The sequence below is a fragment of the [Mycobacterium] manitobense genome (genome assembly GCF_025821665.1).
GTDB lineage: Bacteria > Actinomycetota > Actinomycetes > Mycobacteriales > Mycobacteriaceae > Mycobacterium > Mycobacterium arseniciresistens.
In genome coordinates this window covers 1-16,300 of the sequence record NZ_JACKSJ010000251.1, presented here as the reverse complement: position 1 = coordinate 16,300, position 16,300 = coordinate 1, and the positions used below count along the sequence as shown (strand labels likewise).

Annotated in this window: 12 protein-coding genes and 1 pseudogene; 7 read left to right on the top strand and 6 right to left on the bottom strand. The window is 69.6% G+C overall.

Annotated features, from left to right (window positions below):
• The 7 genes and pseudogenes from H7I41_RS28045 to rfbA all read left to right on the top strand — a co-directional run.
• Positions 1-493 (top strand): annotated as a pseudogene (locus H7I41_RS28045) (hypothetical protein); the annotation flags it as partial.
• Between the two features lie 88 nt (positions 494-581).
• Positions 582-1,922 (top strand): UDP-glucose dehydrogenase family protein, encoded by a 1,341-nt coding sequence (locus H7I41_RS28040; RefSeq protein ID WP_264015923.1) that lies wholly within the window; start codon positions 582-584, stop codon positions 1,920-1,922.
• Between the two features lie 11 nt (positions 1,923-1,933).
• Positions 1,934-2,260 (top strand): DUF1330 domain-containing protein, encoded by a 327-nt coding sequence (locus H7I41_RS28035; RefSeq protein ID WP_264015922.1) that lies wholly within the window; start codon positions 1,934-1,936, stop codon positions 2,258-2,260.
• Positions 2,257-3,588 carry a cytochrome P450 gene (locus H7I41_RS28030; protein ID WP_264015921.1) on the top strand — a complete coding sequence of 444 codons (1,332 nt, stop codon included), beginning with the start codon at positions 2,257-2,259 and terminating at the stop codon, positions 3,586-3,588. Before H7I41_RS28035 ends, H7I41_RS28030 begins: the two co-directional genes overlap by 4 nt.
• Before the next feature lies 1 nt (position 3,589).
• Positions 3,590-4,333 (top strand): maleylpyruvate isomerase family mycothiol-dependent enzyme, encoded by a 744-nt coding sequence (locus H7I41_RS28025; RefSeq protein ID WP_264015920.1) that lies wholly within the window; start codon positions 3,590-3,592, stop codon positions 4,331-4,333.
• Between the two features lie 66 nt (positions 4,334-4,399).
• A complete protein-coding gene (locus H7I41_RS28020; protein WP_264015919.1) occupies positions 4,400-4,765 on the top strand; it encodes a nuclear transport factor 2 family protein in 366 nt (121 codons plus the stop codon).
• A 12-nt stretch (positions 4,766-4,777) separates the two neighbouring features.
• Positions 4,778-5,641, top strand: coding sequence for a glucose-1-phosphate thymidylyltransferase RfbA (gene rfbA / locus H7I41_RS28015; protein ID WP_264015918.1), 864 nt, complete (start codon positions 4,778-4,780; stop codon positions 5,639-5,641).
• Here rfbA and H7I41_RS28010 read toward each other — a convergent pair.
• The 6 genes from H7I41_RS28010 to iniR all read right to left on the bottom strand — a co-directional run.
• A complete protein-coding gene (locus H7I41_RS28010; RefSeq protein ID WP_264015917.1) occupies positions 5,595-6,890 on the bottom strand; it encodes a YibE/F family protein in 1,296 nt (431 codons plus the stop codon). The genes rfbA and H7I41_RS28010 overlap by 47 nt on opposite strands.
• A gap of 30 nt (positions 6,891-6,920) precedes the next feature.
• Positions 6,921-8,204, bottom strand: coding sequence for a pyridoxal phosphate-dependent aminotransferase (locus H7I41_RS28005; protein ID WP_372503815.1), 1,284 nt, complete (start codon positions 8,202-8,204; stop codon positions 6,921-6,923).
• A 112-nt stretch (positions 8,205-8,316) separates the two neighbouring features.
• Positions 8,317-9,984: a Na/Pi cotransporter family protein gene (locus tag H7I41_RS28000; protein WP_264015916.1), complete on the bottom strand. Its 1,668-nt coding sequence runs from the start codon at positions 9,982-9,984 to the stop codon at positions 8,317-8,319.
• Positions 9,985-10,041: 57 nt separating this feature from the next.
• Positions 10,042-11,184, bottom strand: coding sequence for a phosphate ABC transporter substrate-binding protein PstS (gene pstS / locus H7I41_RS27995; protein ID WP_264015915.1), 1,143 nt, complete (start codon positions 11,182-11,184; stop codon positions 10,042-10,044).
• A 255-nt stretch (positions 11,185-11,439) separates the two neighbouring features.
• Positions 11,440-14,832, bottom strand: coding sequence for a heterodisulfide reductase-related iron-sulfur binding cluster (locus H7I41_RS27990; protein WP_264015914.1), 3,393 nt, complete (start codon positions 14,830-14,832; stop codon positions 11,440-11,442).
• Between the two features lie 140 nt (positions 14,833-14,972).
• On the bottom strand, positions 14,973-16,300 hold a 1,328-nt coding region (iniR, locus tag H7I41_RS27985), incomplete at its 5' end, for an isoniazid response ATPase/transcriptional regulator IniR (protein ID WP_264015913.1).

Below are 16,300 nucleotides of genomic sequence, written 5' to 3'. Positions count from 1 at the left end.
CGCACCGGCGCCCGCGGCCCCGCCGCCCGCTCCGGCTCCGCCGCCGGCCGCACCAGTTCCGGTGATCGCGCCGCCCGTGGCACCGCCGCCGGTCGTCGTCTATCCGCGTCCGCGCTACCCGGTCTTCCAGCCGCCGCGCGTCTACGACCCGCCCAAGTCACCCTGGACGCCGCCGTGGACGCCCCCGTGGCAGAACGACGATCCGCCGAAGCGTGACAATGACTGGCCGCTGGTGCCGCAGCGGCCGCAACAGCCCCAATACCCGCAGTACCCGCAATACCCGCAGGTGCCGCAGACGCCGAGGCAGCCGTCGTTCCCGTTCCCGGGCTCCGGGTCGGACTCGGGCAGCCGGGGTGACTACGGGGACTCCGGATCCCGCGGCCGCGGCGACTACGGCGACTCGGACGGCGACCGCGGGTCCTCGGGCCGGGACCGCGGATCCTCCGGCGGCAATGGCGGTTCGCCGTTCTGGCCGTTCCCGTCCCTGGGCTGATCGGGCACCGTCTGTTCGTCACCCGATGTTGGGCTGCCGCTCAGTGTCGCGTAGCAGTCAGCTCATCGCACCGGCATATCCAGGCAGTATGCGATGCACTGTGTTCGGCACCGGGTACCTCGGCGCGACCCATGCGGCCGGGATGGCGGCACTCGGCCACGAGGTGGTCGGTGTCGACATCGACCCCGGCAAGGTGGCCAAGCTGGCGGCGGGCGACATCCCGTTCTACGAGCCCGGACTGGCGGAACTGCTCAACGAGAACCTGGCGGCCGGCCGGCTGCAGTTCACCACCGACTACGAGCTGGCCGCCGATTTCGCCGACGTGCACTTCCTCGGCGTCGGCACCCCGCAGAAGAAGGGCGAGTACGGCGCCGACCTGCGGCACGTCCACGCCGTCATCGACACGCTGGTGCCGCGGTTGCGCCGGTCCGCGGTGATCGTCGGCAAGTCGACCGTGCCGGTGGGCACCGCCGCCGACCTCGCCGAGCGGGCCCGCGGCCTGGCCCCCGACGGTGTCGACGTCGAGGTGGCCTGGAACCCCGAGTTCCTCCGCGAAGGCTTCGCCGTGCAGGACACCCTGCACCCCGACCGCATCGTGCTTGGTGTGCAACGTGATTCGGTGCGGGCCGAAGCGGCGGTGCGCGAGCTCTATGGCCCGATCCTCGCTGACGACGTGCCGTTCCTGCTCACCGACCTGCAAACCGCGGAACTGGTCAAGGTGTCGGCCAACGCCTTTCTGGCCACCAAGATCTCGTTCATCAACGCGATCTCCGAGGTGTGTGAGGCCGTCGACGGCGACGTCACGCTGCTGGCCGACGCGCTGGGCTACGACCCGCGCATCGGGCGCCGGTTCCTCAACGCCGGCCTGGGTTTCGGTGGCGGCTGCCTGCCCAAGGACATCCGCGCCTTCATGGCCCGCGCCGGCGAACTGGGCGCCAACCACGCGCTGACGTTCCTGCGCGAGGTGGACAGCATCAACATGCGGCGCCGCACCCGGATGGTGGAACTCGCCACAACCGCCTGCGGCGGTTCACTGCTCGGGGCCAACGTCGCCGTACTCGGTGCAGCCTTCAAGCCGGAGTCCGACGACGTGCGCGACTCCCCGGCACTCAACGTCGCCGGCCTGTTGCAGCTCAACGGCGCGACGGTGAACGTCTACGACCCCAAGGCGATGGAGAACTCGCAGCGGGTGTTCCCGACACTGAACTACTCGACGTCGGTGGTGGAGGCCTGTGACCGCGCCGACGCGGTGCTGGTCCTCACGGAATGGCCCGAGTTCGTCGAGCTCGACCCGGCCGAGCTGGCCGCCACCGTCCGGGCGAGAGTCATTGTCGACGGCCGCAATTGCCTCGATTCGGAGCGATGGCGCGCCGCCGGCTGGCGGGTCTACGCGCTGGGCCGGCGCGTCGCGGAACCGCCCGCGGCGTAGCGTCGGGGTGTATGACGGTATACGCGCTAAACCTGTTCGACGTCGCGAACGCCGACGAGTACCGGGCCTACTCCAAGCGCTCCCCGCAGGAGGTGGCCGCGCACGGTGGCCGGGTCGTGGCGCTCGGCAAGTTCCGGGAATCGATGATCGGTGACCTCGAGGCGCGCACGGTGCTGATCCTCGTCGAGTGGGACTCCCGAGAGGCCTTCGAGAGCTATCGCGACGACCCCGCGCTGGCCGACCTGCACGCCCACCGTGAGAACGGCACGTCGTCCTACATCTGGCATCTGTTCGACCGGTTGGACGACCTGCGACCCGTGCTCGGACTCGACACATGAGCGTCGACCTCAGACAACGCATCCGGTGGGTGGCCCTGCACGGCGTGATCCGCGGGCTGTCGACGCTCGCGGCGCGGCGCGGCGATCCACAGGCCCGCCTGATCGCCGACCCGTCCGTCCGGGAGAACCCGGCCGCCTTCGCCGACGAACTGCGGCCGAGGGGCCCCGTCATCCGCGGCCGGGCCGCACTGCTGACGTTCGACCATGCCGTCATCACCGACCTGTTGCGCAACGACGACTTCCGCACCGTGCCGCAGGGCAGCAATCTGCCCGCACCGCAGCAGTGGATCACCAGGAAGACCGAGACCGGTCTGATGCATCCGATCCAGCCGCCGTCCCTGCTGTCGATCGAGCCGCCCGACCACACCCGGTGCCGCAAGCTGGTGTCGTCGGTGTTCACGGCCAGAGCAGTTGCCGCCCTGCGGGACTCGGTGCAGCAGCGGGCCGACGCACTGCTCGACGACCTGGCCGGCTCCGGCAGCGACGTCGTCGATGTGGTGCAGAGCTACTGCGCCCAGCTGCCGGTCGCCGTCATCAGCGACATCCTCGGCGTCCACGAACGCGACCGGCCGCAGATCCTGCGCTTCGGCGAACTAGGCGCGCCCAGCCTCGACATCGGGCTGTCCTGGCAGCAGTACCGGCAGGTGCACCAGGGCATCGTCGGGTTCAACACCTGGCTGCGCGAGCACCTGAAGGAGTTGCGCCGCAACCCCGGCGACGACCTCATGAGCCAGCTGATCCGGGCCAGCGCGGCCGCCGACGCCGAGAACCGGCTCAGTGAACCCGAACTCGAGGCGCTGGCCGGTCTGGTGCTGGCCGCGGGCTTCGAGACGACGGTGAACCTGCTGGGCAACGGCATCCGGCTGCTGCTGGACACGCCGGAGCACCTCGACACCCTCGCCGCGCGCCCGGAACTGTGGCCGACCGCGGTGGAGGAGATCCTGCGGCTCGACCCGCCGGTGCAGATGACGGCCAGGTCCGCGCGCAGGGACGTCGAGGTGGCAGGCACCGCGCTTCGCCGCGGCGAGACCATCGTGCTGCACCTGGCCGGGGCCAACCGCGACCCGGCGGTGTTCACCGATCCGCACCGGTTCGACATCGAGCGCGACAACGCGGGCAGGCACCTGTCGTTCTCCGGTGGCAGGCACTTCTGCCTCGGCGCCGCCCTGGCCCGGGTCGAGGGGGAGGTCGGCCTGCGGACGTTCTTCGAGCGATTCCCCGGCGCGCGGCTGGCCGGCGAAGGCAGTCGCCGCGACACCAGGGTGCTGCGGGGGTGGTCGACTCTGCCGATCGCGCTCGGCACGGCGCGCACGGCGCTAAGTTCGTGACGTGGACTTCCGGGCCGCCCTGCTCGAGCAGACCGACGCCTTCGGCACGGTGATCGCCACCGGCGATCCCGACACGCCGGTGCCCACCTGTCCCGACTGGACCCTGACGCATCTGTTCCGGCATGTCGGCCGCGGAAACCGTTGGGCCGCACAGATCATCGCCGACCGGCGCAGCGACGCCCTCGACCCGCGCGAGGTGCGCGACGGAAAGCCGCCGGCCGATCCCGGCGCGGCACTCGACTGGCTCAACGGCGGTGCGCAGCTGATCGTCGACGCGGTGGACCGGGTGGGCAGTGCCAGGGTGTGGACGTTCGCCGGACCGCGGCCGGCCGGCTGGTGGATCCGGCGCCGCCTGCACGAGGTGCTCGTGCACCGGGCCGACGCGGCACTGGCCGTCGGCGGCGTCTTCGAGGTGCCCGCCGACCTCGCCGCCGACGCGATCAGCGAATGGGTTGAGCTGATGGCCAACCCGAAGCTGATCACCGACGCGCTCGACCGCGGGCAGACGATGCACCTGCACGCCACCGACATCGGCCTCGGCGTCACCGGCGAGTGGACCGTCGTGCACGACGAGGAGGGCATCTCGTGGTCGCACAGCCACGGCAAAGGCGATGTGGCCCTGCGTGGTCCGGCCCGGGACCTGTTGCTGGCCGTCACGCGACGCCGGACGGCCACCGAACTCGGCCTCCAGGTGTTCGGCGAGACCGCGGTGTGGGACACCTGGTTGCAGCGCACGCAGTTCTGAACCGGGACGACCCGGGCGCCAGGTCGACGAGTTCATCGGCGCCGCGCCGTAGGCTACCGTGCGAGCATGACCACTTCCGAGATCGCGACGGTGTTGGCCTGGCACGACGCGCTCAATGAGCAGGACTTCGACACCCTGGTCGCGCTGTCGAGCGACGACATCGAGGTGGGCGACGCCGGCGGCGCCCGCCAGGGCCACGCCGCGCTGCTCGACTGGGCGCGATCGGCGGGCATCACCGCCGAACCCGGGAAGCTCTACGTGCGCGACGGCGTGGTCGTCGTCGAACAGCGGGTCGCGGGTGTGCAGGGCAGCGGGGCCGCGGCGTCGGCGTTCCGCGTGGTCCACGACAAGGTCACGTCGGTGTTCCGGCACGACGACCTGGCGTCGGCGCTGGCTGCCACCGAGCTGACCGAAGAGGATCTGAGCGGCTAGGAAGGGCTTCGTGTGAAGGGCATCATCCTGGCCGGTGGATCGGGCACCAGGCTGCAACCGATCACGCTGGGCGCGAGCAAGCAGCTCATGCCCGTGTACGACAAGCCGATGATCTACTACCCACTGTCGACCCTGATGATGGCGGGCATCCGGGACATCCTGGTGATCACCACCGCCGCGGATGCGCCCGCCTTCCACCGCCTGCTCGGCGACGGCTCCGCGTTCGGGATCGCCATCAGCTATGCCGTGCAGGATCGCCCCGACGGCCTCGCCCAGGCCTTCGTGATCGGTGCGTCGCACATCGGCACCGACTCGGTGGCACTCGTGTTGGGCGACAACATCTTCTACGGTCCCGGCCTGGGCACCAACCTCAGCCGGTTCGCCGGGGTGAAGGGCGGGGCGATCTTCGCGTACTGGGTGGCCAACCCTTCCGATTACGGCGTGGTGGAGTTCGACGACAACGGCGTCGTGCTCTCGCTGGAGGAGAAGCCGGCCACCCCGAAATCCCACTACGCCGTTCCGGGGCTGTACTTCTACGACAACGACGTGATCGACATCGCCCGGTCACTGAAGCCGTCGGCGCGCGGGGAGTACGAGATCACCGAGGTCAGCCAGACCTACCTGGAGCAGGGCCGGCTGTCGGTGGAGGTGCTCGCGCGCGGCACGGCGTGGCTCGACACCGGCACCTTCGACTCGCTGCTGGACGCCGGCGATTTCGTCCGCACCATCGAGCGTCGCCAGGGCCTCAAGATCAGCGTGCCCGAGGAGATCGCGTGGCGCCTCGGCTTGATCGACGACGACGGTCTCGCCGCCCGCGGCCGCGAACTGCTCAAGTCCGGATATGGCGCCTACCTGCTGGAACTGCTGGAGCGCTAGGCGTCGCCAGCACGGCCGCGATGCCGGTGGTCAGCGGCACCGACAGCGCGAGCGCGATCCCGCCGACCGCGGAGCGGGCGATCTCGATGGCGACACTCTCACTGGTCAGCACATCGCCGAGAGCCCGATTGGCGACGCTGAACAACAGCAGCAGCGGCAGCGCGCTGCCTGCGTAGGCCAGCACCAGGGTGTAGACGGTGCTGGCGATGTGATCGCGACCGACCCGCATGGCGCCGACGAAGATCTTGCGCCTGGTCCGGCGGGCAGGAACGGAGTGACCGGGGGATAGTTTGGCGCCCTCCAGTTCGGCGAGCTCGAACACGGTGGATGCCTGCGTCACCGTCACGTCGTTGAGCACGCCGAGTGAACCGATGATGAAGCCGGCCAGCAGCAGGCCGGTGATCGACACGTTGCCCAGGTAGGCGGCCACCTCGTTGTTCTGGTCCTCCGACAGTCCGGTCAGGTGCGCGAGTTCGATTGCCAGCCACGACAACAGCGCCGCCAGCAGCAGTGACGCCAGGGTGCCCAGCAGCGCCGCGCTGGTGCGCAGGCTCACACCGTGGGCCAGGTAGATGACCGCGTACAGGATCGCCGCGGACGCCACCAGGGAGACCGGGATCGCCGACGCGCCGTCGCGCAGTGCGGGCAGCAGGAACACCACCAGGACCCCGAAGGCCACCACGATGCCGATCAGCGCCCGCAGTCCGCGCCACCGGGCGACGGCGACGACGACGATGGCGAACACCGCGGCCATCCCGAACAGCGGCCAGGCCCGCTCGTAGTCGTAGAACGAATAGGTGGTGGTGCCGCCCTGGTCGACCTGGCGACTGAGGCGGATGTCATCACCGGCCATCAGATTCGGCTGGCCCGGGCCGCCACTGAACTCCAGCAGGGTGTCGGCGCCCTTGTTCGGCCCGGAGTCGATGGACACCAGGGTCTGCACGCATTCGGCGCCCTCGCCCTGCGCAGGCACCGGATCGGCGGTCAGCACGGCGCCGGCCGACGGGCTGCCGCAGGTGCCGAGGCTGGTGGACACCACATGGCCGCTCTCGGTGGTCACCGCGCCGCCCTGGGCGTTCTGGAAGGGCAGCGGGATGTCGACCTTCTGCTGGCTGGGCCACAGCAGTGCCGCGCTCGCGAGCACCGCGACACCGATCGCGATCAGCAGGCCGACGACGATCTTCGCCGCCAGCGGGCCCAGCGGAGCAGGCCCGCTCAGGGAATGGGAGTGGGCATGGGAGTGCGTCACCCGGTCAGGGTAGAGGGCGGTGCCGGCGACTCACTGCCGGTAGCTCACCAGGAAGTTGCCCAGCCGGTCGATCGCGTTGGCCAGGTCGCGCGCCCACGGCAGCGTCACGATGCGCAGGTGGTCGGGTGCCGGCCAGTTGAACCCGGTGCCCTGGGTGACGAGGATCTTCTCCTGCAGCAGCAGGTCGAGCACCAACTGCTCGTCGTCGACGATGTCGTACACCTCGGGGTCCAGACGCGGGAACGCGTACAGCGCGCCCCGCGGCTTCACGCACGACACACCGGGGATCTCGTTGAGCTTCTCCCACGCCACATCCCGCTGCTCGAGCAGCCGCCCGCCCGGCAGCACCAGGTCGTCGATGCTCTGATGGCCACCGAGGGCGACCTGGATGGCGTGCTGTGCGGGCACATTCGGGCACAGCCGCATGTTGGCCAGCAGGCTGATGCCCTCGATGAAGCTGGCCGCGTGCTCCTTCGGGCCGGTGATCACCAGCCAGCCGGCCCGGTAGCCGGCGACACGGTAGGCCTTGGACAGCCCGTTGAACGTCAGTGTCAGCACGTCCGGCGCCACCGAGGCCATCGCGATGTGCTCGGCGTCGTCGTAGAGGATCTTGTCGTAGATCTCGTCGGCCAGCAGCAGCAGCTGGTGCCTGCGCGCCAGGTCAGCCATCTGCTCGAGGACCTCGCGGCTGTACACCGCGCCGGTCGGGTTGTTCGGGTTGATGACCACCAGCGCCTTGGTGCGGTCGGTGATCTTGGACTCCAGGTCGGCGATGTCGGGCTGCCAGCCCTGGGTCTCGTCGCAGATGTAGTGCACCGGGGTGCCGCCGGCCAGCGAGGTCGACGCCGTCCACAGCGGATAGTCCGGCGCCGGGATCAGCACCTGGTCGCCGTTGTCGAGCAGGGCCTGCAGCGTCATCGTGATCAGCTCGGAGACGCCGTTGCCGAGGTAGACGTCGTCGACGTCGAAGCGCGGGAAGCCGTCGACCAGTTCGTAGCGGGTGAACACCGCCCGGCGCGCGGGCATGATGCCCTTGGAGTCGGAGTAGCCCTGCGCGTACGGCAGCGCCGCGATGATGTCGCGCATGATGACGTCGGGCGCCTCGAAGCCGAACGGAGCGGGGTTGCCGATGTTCAGCTTGAGGATGCGATGGCCCTCGGCCTCCAGCCGGGAGGCGTGCTCGTGTACCGGGCCGCGGATCTCGTAGAGCACGTCCTGCAGCTTCGAGGACTGGTTGAACGTCCGTTGCCGCGGCGTGTGGCTGGTGTGCCACATCTTCTCGGCAGGCACCTGTTGGCTGGTCACGTCCTCCATGGTCGCATTGCCGTCCAGCCAATTAGAAATTGCTGAAGCGGCAGCGCAGCCGCGATTTGTGGAGTCGTAGCCGCGGTGAGCGCGGCTACGACTCCACAAATCACACAGACAGTCAGGCCTGGGCGAGCACGCTGGCCTGATCGCGGTCCACCGAGGCGCGTTCCTGGGCGATCCGGTCGATCAACGCCTCCGCCCGTTCCATCGACCCGAGGAGTGCGAGCAACGCCCCCTTCTCGGCGGCCGGGATGTCCTCGGCGTCGATCACCGTCCACCGCATCGCCTCGAACTCCGGGGCGTCGACCAGGGTCGCGCCGGCCGCAGCGGCGAGCCCGTCGACGTCGGGCACGCCCTCGAGCACCGACAGCTTCTTGTCGAGATGGTCGAGGCCCTTGTCGAGCACCTCCCGGCTGGCGGGGCTGAACGGCTCGCGCTGGATCCGCCTGGCGATCTGGTGCAGCGACTCGGTCAGCGAGCCGGTGAAGTCGGCCTCCTCGATCATGCTGGCGACGAGGTCCATCTGCTCGCGGGTGCGGTTGCCGTGGAACAGCTGCGCCGAGTAGACCCGGATCTCGCGGTTGAGCGCGTCGATCGCCGCGGAGTGCTCGGCGGTCTTCGTCACGGTCTGCTTGCCCCGGGCGGTGTCGAGGAACAGTCTGCTTCCCTGCAGCGCGCGGGCCACTTCCTGGCGCATGGCGGGCACGGCGCGGTTGAAGTCGTCGAGCGCCTTGCGGTCCAGGTACTTCGGCAACGAGTAGTCCTCGACGTCGTCGCCCTTGTGTCCGATCCGCATCAGCACCCGCTCGAAGGTGCCCACGAAGGGGAACAGGATGAGGACGTTGAAGATGTTGAAGAAGATCGAGAACAACCCGACCGCGACGGGCACCAGCGGGAACGTCTCCTCCCCGTCCACGACCACCGGGCTTCCCGGGTCGCCGCCGAAGAATCCCATCACCCAGGTCAGTACCTGGATGGCGGGGAAGAACAGGACGAGGACGACGCAGACGCCGATGAAGTTGAAGGCGATGTGGGCGTAGGCCGTCCGTTTCGCGTTCTTGGACAGGTTGAGCGAGGCGATCCACGACGTGATGGTGGTGCCGAGGTCGGCGCCGATGGCGAAGGCGATCGCGGTCTTCCACTCCAGCACGCCGGAGGCGCCCAGGCCCATCACGATGCCGATCGTCGCCGACGACGAGTGGATCAGCGCGGTGATCAGCGCGGCGATGAGGGCACAGGAGACGACGCCGACGAACGACCCCGCGTCCAGGCTGGAGATGACGTTCATCACCTGCGGCATCTCGCGCAATGGCTTGAGCCCGCCGGTCATCAGGTTGAGCCCGTAGAACACCAACGCAAAACCCATGCCGCACAAGGCGATCGCTCGCGCCTTATCAGCCTTCGAGAAGACGTAGATCGAGGCGAAGATGCCCGCGAACAGCAGACCCAGCGGGCCGAGCGGCAGGGCGATCAGGCCGTTGCCCAGTGTGGTGCCGATGTTGGCGCCCATGATCACGCCGATGGCGCCGCGCAGCGCCAGCACCCCGGAGTTGACCAGCCCGACCGTCATCACCGTCATCGCGGTGGACGACTGGATGATCCCGGTGATCAGCGTTCCGGCGACCACGCCCTTGGCCGGATTGCCGGCCATCTTGCCCAGTAGGTCGCGCATCCGGTTCACCGACAGGGACTGGATGCCCCGTTCCATGAACTCCAGGCCCAGCAGGAATATGCCGAGCCCACCGACGACGGGGGCGATGATCTCCTTGAGGATGTCGACATCCACGATGTTCCTTCTTGACGCTGCTCAGGGTGGGGGTTGTGGGTTCGGGTGACGGGTGGGTCAGGCGTCGCTGGTGACCGTCTTCGCCATGTAGTTCTCGATGGACACCGCAGCCGCGTTCGGCATCGGGACGTAGCCGAGTTCCTCGGTGCCGCTGCCGAAGTCGTTGAGAAGGAAGCGCAGGTACCCGAGGGTGCGCTCGGTCTGCTGCTGGAATTCCGGATCTCGCTTGACCAGCACGTAGATGCCGACGGTGGCCGGGTACGCCGAGGTGGCGTCGGAAGTCCCCAGCGCGGCGGCGTAATCGTCCTTGCCGCTCCAGTCGTGGGAGGAGGCCGCCGCGAGGATGGCGTCGGCGCTCGGGCGAACGTAGTTTCCGGACTCGTTGGCCAATGCGACCACGTCCAGACCTGCGCGCTGCGCCTGTCCGAACTCGACGTAGCCGATCGACCCGGCGTTGTCGCGCACCTGCTCGATCATGCCGCCGGTGCGTTCCGCCCCGGTGCCCGTCGGCCAGTCGACCAGGGTGCCCGTGCCGGGGCCGGATTGCCACCGCGGACTGCCTGCGCTCAGGTAGCCGGTGAACCCCTTGGTCGACCCCGACCCGTCGCTGCGGTGCACCACGGCCACCGCCGAGTCGGGCATCGGGACACCGGGATTCAGTGCGGCTATCTTCCGGTCGTTCCAGCGGGTGATCTCGCCGAGATAGATGGCGGCCAGGGTGTCCGCGTCCAGGCGCAGGTCCCGACCGTCGGGCAACTCGACGTTGTGCACCACCGCGATGGCGCCCAGTGCGATCGGGAACTGCGTGACGGCGAGTTGTTTCAGTCCGTCAGCTGTCAACGGGTAGTCGGAGACGGCGAAGTCGATCTCGGGATCGGACAGTCGCTGGATGCCGCCCATCGATCCGACGGGCTCGTAGTCGATGCCGTTGCCGTTGAGCACCCAGTCGTTGCCGGTCGCGCCGGGCCGCTCGGGGTCGTCGGCGGCCTGGGCGTCGCGAAAGGCGGTCGCGGACCGCTCGATCAGCGGCTGCGCCAGGGTGGAGCCCGCGCCCTGGATCTCCGTCTGCTGCCCGCGACCCGTCAGCAGCAGGGCGACGATCCCGACCGCCAGCAGGATGACCACGGGCAGGATGATGCTTCGCCAACGCGCTGCGGGTGTCCGCAGTACGGGAACGCCGTCGTCCGGGCTGCCCAGCATCCCACTCCTCGAGGTGGTCGGGAGACCGGACGTTCGCCACGGTCGGTGACGAAAGTGAAATGCCTACGTATGAACGGCTGGGGGCCCGCCGTCAATTAGCTGACGAACGGCTCGTGTGCATTGGGCGCGAACGATTCTCGCTCGCTGTCACCGGGACGAAACGGGCGTTCGGCGGGCACAGCGGGGCGGAGCAGCCGTGATTGTGGAGTCCTAGCCGCGGTGAGCGCGGCTACGACTCCACAAATCACACAGGCGCTACCTCCGGCCGGGGCGGCGGGCGCCCTTGGCGATGCCCAGACCCTTGACCGGTGGCTCGTCGCCGACGACGCGGGCCTCCCCGTTGCCGGAGCCGTTCGTCGAGGGCGCCGGGGCGTCCTCGCTGTCCGTCGCCGCCTGTTCCGTCGGCTCGGGGGCGGTCTCGGGTTCCGGCTCGGGCGCCGCTTCGGGCTTCGACTCCGGCGCGCTCGGAGCAGCCTTCTTGGCGGGCGCCTTCTTCGCGCCGGGGCGGCGGGCGCCCGGGGCGATGCCCAGACCCTTGACCTCGGGTTCGGGCCGGGCGTCGGCCTCGTGCTCGGCGAGTCCACGATCCGAATCGGCGGTGTCGTCCGGCTCGGTGCCGGCCTGCACCTGATCGGGGTCGACGTTGGCGGGCTGCACGACCGTCGGCTCGCCCTCGTTCGGCGACACCTTCTTGGCCGGCGCTTTCTTCGCCCCCGGGCGGCGGGCGCCCGCGGCGAGGCCGAGGCCCTTGACCTCGGGCTGCGGCGCGGCAGGAGCCTCGGCATCTGCCGACGCCTCGGCCACCGGTTCGGCCTTCGCCGCTTGGCTTTCTGCGGGTGCCGCGGCGGTCTTCTTGGCCCCCGGCCGCTTGGCGCCGCCGGCGAGGCCGAGGCCCTTGACCGGTGCGGCGGCCGGCTTGTCGGCGGCGGGTGCGTCGGCCTTGGCTTCTGGGCTTTCGGTGGGTGCGGCCGCGGTCTTCTTGGCGCCTGGTCGCTTGGCGCCGCCGGCGAGGCCGAGGCCCTTGACCGGTGCGGCGGCGGGCTTGTCGTCGGCGGGTGCGTCGGCCTTGGCTTCTGGGCTTTCGGTGGGTGCCGCGGCGGTTTTCTTGGCCCCCGGCCGCTTCGCGCCACCGGCCAGCCCAAGCCCCTTGGCGGGCGCGGCCGCGGTCTTCGCCTCCGGCTTGGCTTCGTCATCGCCGCCGGGCTTCTTCGCCCCGGGCCGCTTGGCGCCACCGGCCAGGCCGAGGCCTGTCACCGGCTTGGCCTCGGCGGCGTCGTCGGCCTCGGCCGCTGCGCCGGTCTCCTCGGCTTCCTCGTCCTCCTCGACCGCGGGCGCCTCGGCGGCGGTCTTCGCGGCGACCTCGGCGCGCTCCTCGGCCTCCTTGGCCGCGGTGCCCTTCTCGGGCAGCGTCACCGAGCTCTTGTCGAGCGAGCCGAGCAGCAGCTGCGCGACGTCGAGCACCTCGACCTTCTCGATGTCCCTGGCGGCGGCGACGTCGTCGACACCGTCGGTGATCATCACGCGGCAGAACGGGCAGCCGGTGGCGATCGCCGATGCGCCGGTGTCGATGGCCTCCTCGGTGCGCTCGGTGTTCACCCGCTTGCCGATGTGCTCTTCCATCCACATCCGCGCGCCACCGGCGCCGCAGCACAGACCGCGGTCGGCGTGCCGGGGCATCTCGGTGAGCTTCGCTCCGGCAGCCCCGACCAACTCGCGGGGGGCGCTGTACTCCTTGTTGTGCCTGCCGAGGTAGCAGGGGTCGTGGTAGGTGACGTCCTGGCCTCCGCCGACCGGCGTCACGGGCACGAGCTTCTTGTCGCGGACCAGCCGGTTGAGCAGCTGGGTGTGGTGCAGCACGGTGTAGTTGCCGCCGAGCTGCGGATACTCGCGGCCCAGGGTGTTGAAGCAGTGCGGGCAGGTGACGACGACCTTGCGGTCGACCCGCTCGACGCCTTCGAACAGGCCGTCGAGCGTCTCGACGTTCTGCGCGGCGAGCTGCTGGAACAGGAACTCGTTACCCGAGCGGCGGGCCGAGTCGCCGTTGCAGGTCTCGCCCTCGCCGAGGACGAGGAACTTGACGCCCGCGGTGGCGAGCAGTTCGGCGACGGCCTTGGTGGTCTTCTTGGCCCGGTCCTCGTAGGCGCCGGCGCAACCGACCCAGAACAGGTACTCGAATCCCTCGAAGGTCTCGACGTCCTTGCCGAACACCGGCACGTCGAAGTCGACCTCGTCGATCCAGTTGGTGCGGTCCTTGGAGTTCTGCCCCCAGGGGTTGCCCTTGTTCTCCAGGTTCTTGAACAGCACGCCGAGCTCGCCGGGGAACTCCGACTCCATCATCACCTGGTAGCGGCGCATGTCGACGATGTGGTCGATGTGCTCGATGTCGACCGGGCACTGCTCCACGCACGCACCGCAGGTGGTGCACGACCACAGCACGTCGGGGTCGATGACGCCGCCCTGCTCGAGGGTGCCGACCAGCGGACGGGTCGCCTGCAGCGGGGAGTCGGCGGGGATGCGCTCGAAGCCGGATTCGGGAACGTGCTCGTGGGAGTGTTCCTCGCTGTGCTTCTCGCCGCGCGCCTCTTCGCCGAGGCCGCCCTCCGGGGTGTTCTCGAGCGGGCTCTCCTTGCCGTCGAGGAAGTACGGCGCCTTGGCGAACATGTGGTCGCGCAGGTTCATGATCACGAGCTTGGGCGACAACGGCTTACCGGTGTTCCAGGCGGGGCACTGGGACTGGCAGCGGCCGCACTCGGTGCAGGTGGTGAAGTCGAGGAAGCCCTTCCAGGTGAAGTCCTCGATCTTGCCGCGGCCGAGCACGGCGTCCTCGGCGGGATCCTCGAAGTCGACCGGCTCGCCCTTGGACTCCACCGGCAGCAGCGGGCCCAAGCCGTTGGGCATCCTCTTGAACGTGACGTTGATGGGCGCCAGGCCGATGTGCAGGTGCTTGGAGTGCAGCACGATCAACAGGAACACCAGCATCACGGCGATGTGCCCGAGCAGGGCGATCGTCTCGATCCACTCGTTGGCGGTGACGCCGAGCGGGCGCATGATCCAGCCCATGAGCTGGGAGAAGAACGCGCCGTTGCCGTAGGGCAGATTGCCCACGACGGCCGCCGCGCCGCGGACCAGGGCGTAGGTCCAGATGACGTTGAAGATCATGAACAGGATCAGCCAGGCGCCACCGGTGTGCGAGCCGTAGAAGCGCGAGTCGCGGCCGTGTTTCTTGGGTTCGCGCACGATGCGGATCACGGCGAAGGTCGCGATGCCCACCAGCACCATGACGGCGAAGAAGTCCTGCAGGAAGCCCAGCGCGTCCCAGCGGCCGACGAACGGGATGTGGAAGTCGTGATCGACGAGCAGGCCGAAGGCCTCGACGTAGACCGAGCCCAGGATGAAGAAGCCCCACATCGTGAAGAAGTGCGCGATGCCGGGGATCGACCACTTGAGCAGCCGGGTCTGCCCGAACACCTCCTCGAACTGCGTGGTGATGCGCTTCTTGAGGTTGTCCTTGCGGTTGTTCGCCTCGCTCGTCGGCTGTCCGGACCGGATCAGCTTCGTCAGCCACAGGAACCGCTTCACGGCGAGCGCGCCGACGACGGCGATCATCAGAACCCCGGCGATGATCCTGATCAGCATCTGCGTGTCCACGCTGCGCCTCCCCGGCTAGGTAAGTTACCCGACAGTAACTTAAGTAATGTTACCCGTCAGTAACTTAGGCTATGTGCCTGCTCATAGTGACACCCTGCCCCTGGGCACCGCCACGAAGGTTGACCTAACTAGTCGGTCGGTTACCCCTGCGGCGCCAGCATGGCGCGCAACATCGACAGCATCTCCGAGCGCGATTCGGCGCCGAGACGGCGCCGGATCCGGGCGACGTGATGCTCGACGGTCTTCGCCGAGATGAACAGTTGGGCGCCGATGTCGCGGTACGGCATGCCGAGCAGCAGGAGTTCGGCGACCTCCCGCTCCCGGTCGGAGAGCCGCGAGGACGCGGGCGTCGATGCCGGCGTCGACGACGGTGTGCGCAGCGGTTGCGGCAGGTCGGCGGCCCCGGTCTCGACGTCGCCGCCCGCGACCGACTGCTTGAGGTCGCGGGCCAGCTGCAGCATGGCCTGCGACACCCGGGCGTCCGGCGTCTGCAGCGCCGCCTGTCCGGCCAGCCGGGTGGCGTCCCAGGTCAGCCCGAACTGCGACAGCGACCGCGCGGCCGCGGTCACCTCGGCGGGTTCGACATGGTTGGCCAGCACCCGCAGCCAGGTGCGGCCCGCTGTGGCCAGCGACTTCGCGAAGGCACTGCCGGCGGCTGCGGCGGTCAGGGCCTGGCCGTGCGGTGCCACCGCATCCGGAGCGTTGGCGAGGATGCCCGCGTGCACGCCGGCCCAGTGCAGCGGGGTCGACCACAGCACCGGGTTGCCGAGCGACTCGAGCAGCGCGAACGCCTCGGCCAGAGGATGCGCCAGCCGGTCCACCTGACGCATCCGGGCGGCCGCCACCCACAGCTCACCCAGGGGGAGCAACGAGAACAGGTCGACCGAGTACTCGGCGAGCACCTCCATCGCGGCATACCAGTGCTTCTGCATGGCGCCGCTGTCACCACTGCGCCGGGCGACCGCCGTCTGGAGCGCCGCCGACCACAGCGCATCGCGACGGTGCAGGGCGGCGTTCACCGTGTCCGCCACACTCGCCGACGCGGCGCCGAGTTGGCCGTCCTGCATCCGCACCCACCCCGCCAGCAACCGGTGCCGGTGCGTGACGAAGATCTCAGCGTCGGCGTGCTCTGCGCCGTCGGCCTCCCTGACCGCCCGGCCGATCACGCTGCGCGCCCGCACCGGGTCACCGCCGTGCAGCGCCGCCAGCGTGACCAGCGCGGCCGGGGTATCGGGCGCGACCTCCTGGGAACCGCGCTCGGCGGTGATCGCCTGACTCAACCGCGCCACCGCGACGGCATACGGCTGGTCCAGCGACTGCATCAGACCCTCCGCCAGGCTGCGCGCCGCCCTGGCCGTCGACGTCGGCGGCCCGACGCTGTCGGCGGTCAGCACCGTGCGCGCCGTGACCGGATCGCCCGCGGCCACCGCGACGACGGCGCCCGCCGCACTGACGACGGCGTCCGGGT

What these genes read in the sequence shown, in the direction of transcription:
- H7I41_RS28030 (WP_264015921.1), top strand. Translation starts at nt 2,257, where the DNA reads ATGAGCGTCGACCTCAGACAACGCATCCGGTGGGTGGCCCTGCACGGC.
- H7I41_RS28005 (WP_372503815.1), bottom strand. Translation starts at nt 8,204, where the DNA reads ATGGAGGACGTGACCAGCCAACAGGTGCCTGCCGAGAAGATGTGGCAC.
- pstS (WP_264015915.1), bottom strand. Translation starts at nt 11,184, where the DNA reads ATGCTGGGCAGCCCGGACGACGGCGTTCCCGTACTGCGGACACCCGCA.
- H7I41_RS28020 (WP_264015919.1), top strand. Translation starts at nt 4,400, where the DNA reads ATGACCACTTCCGAGATCGCGACGGTGTTGGCCTGGCACGACGCGCTC.
- H7I41_RS28035 (WP_264015922.1), top strand. Translation starts at nt 1,934, where the DNA reads ATGACGGTATACGCGCTAAACCTGTTCGACGTCGCGAACGCCGACGAG.
- H7I41_RS28040 (WP_264015923.1), top strand. Translation starts at nt 582, where the DNA reads ATGCGATGCACTGTGTTCGGCACCGGGTACCTCGGCGCGACCCATGCG.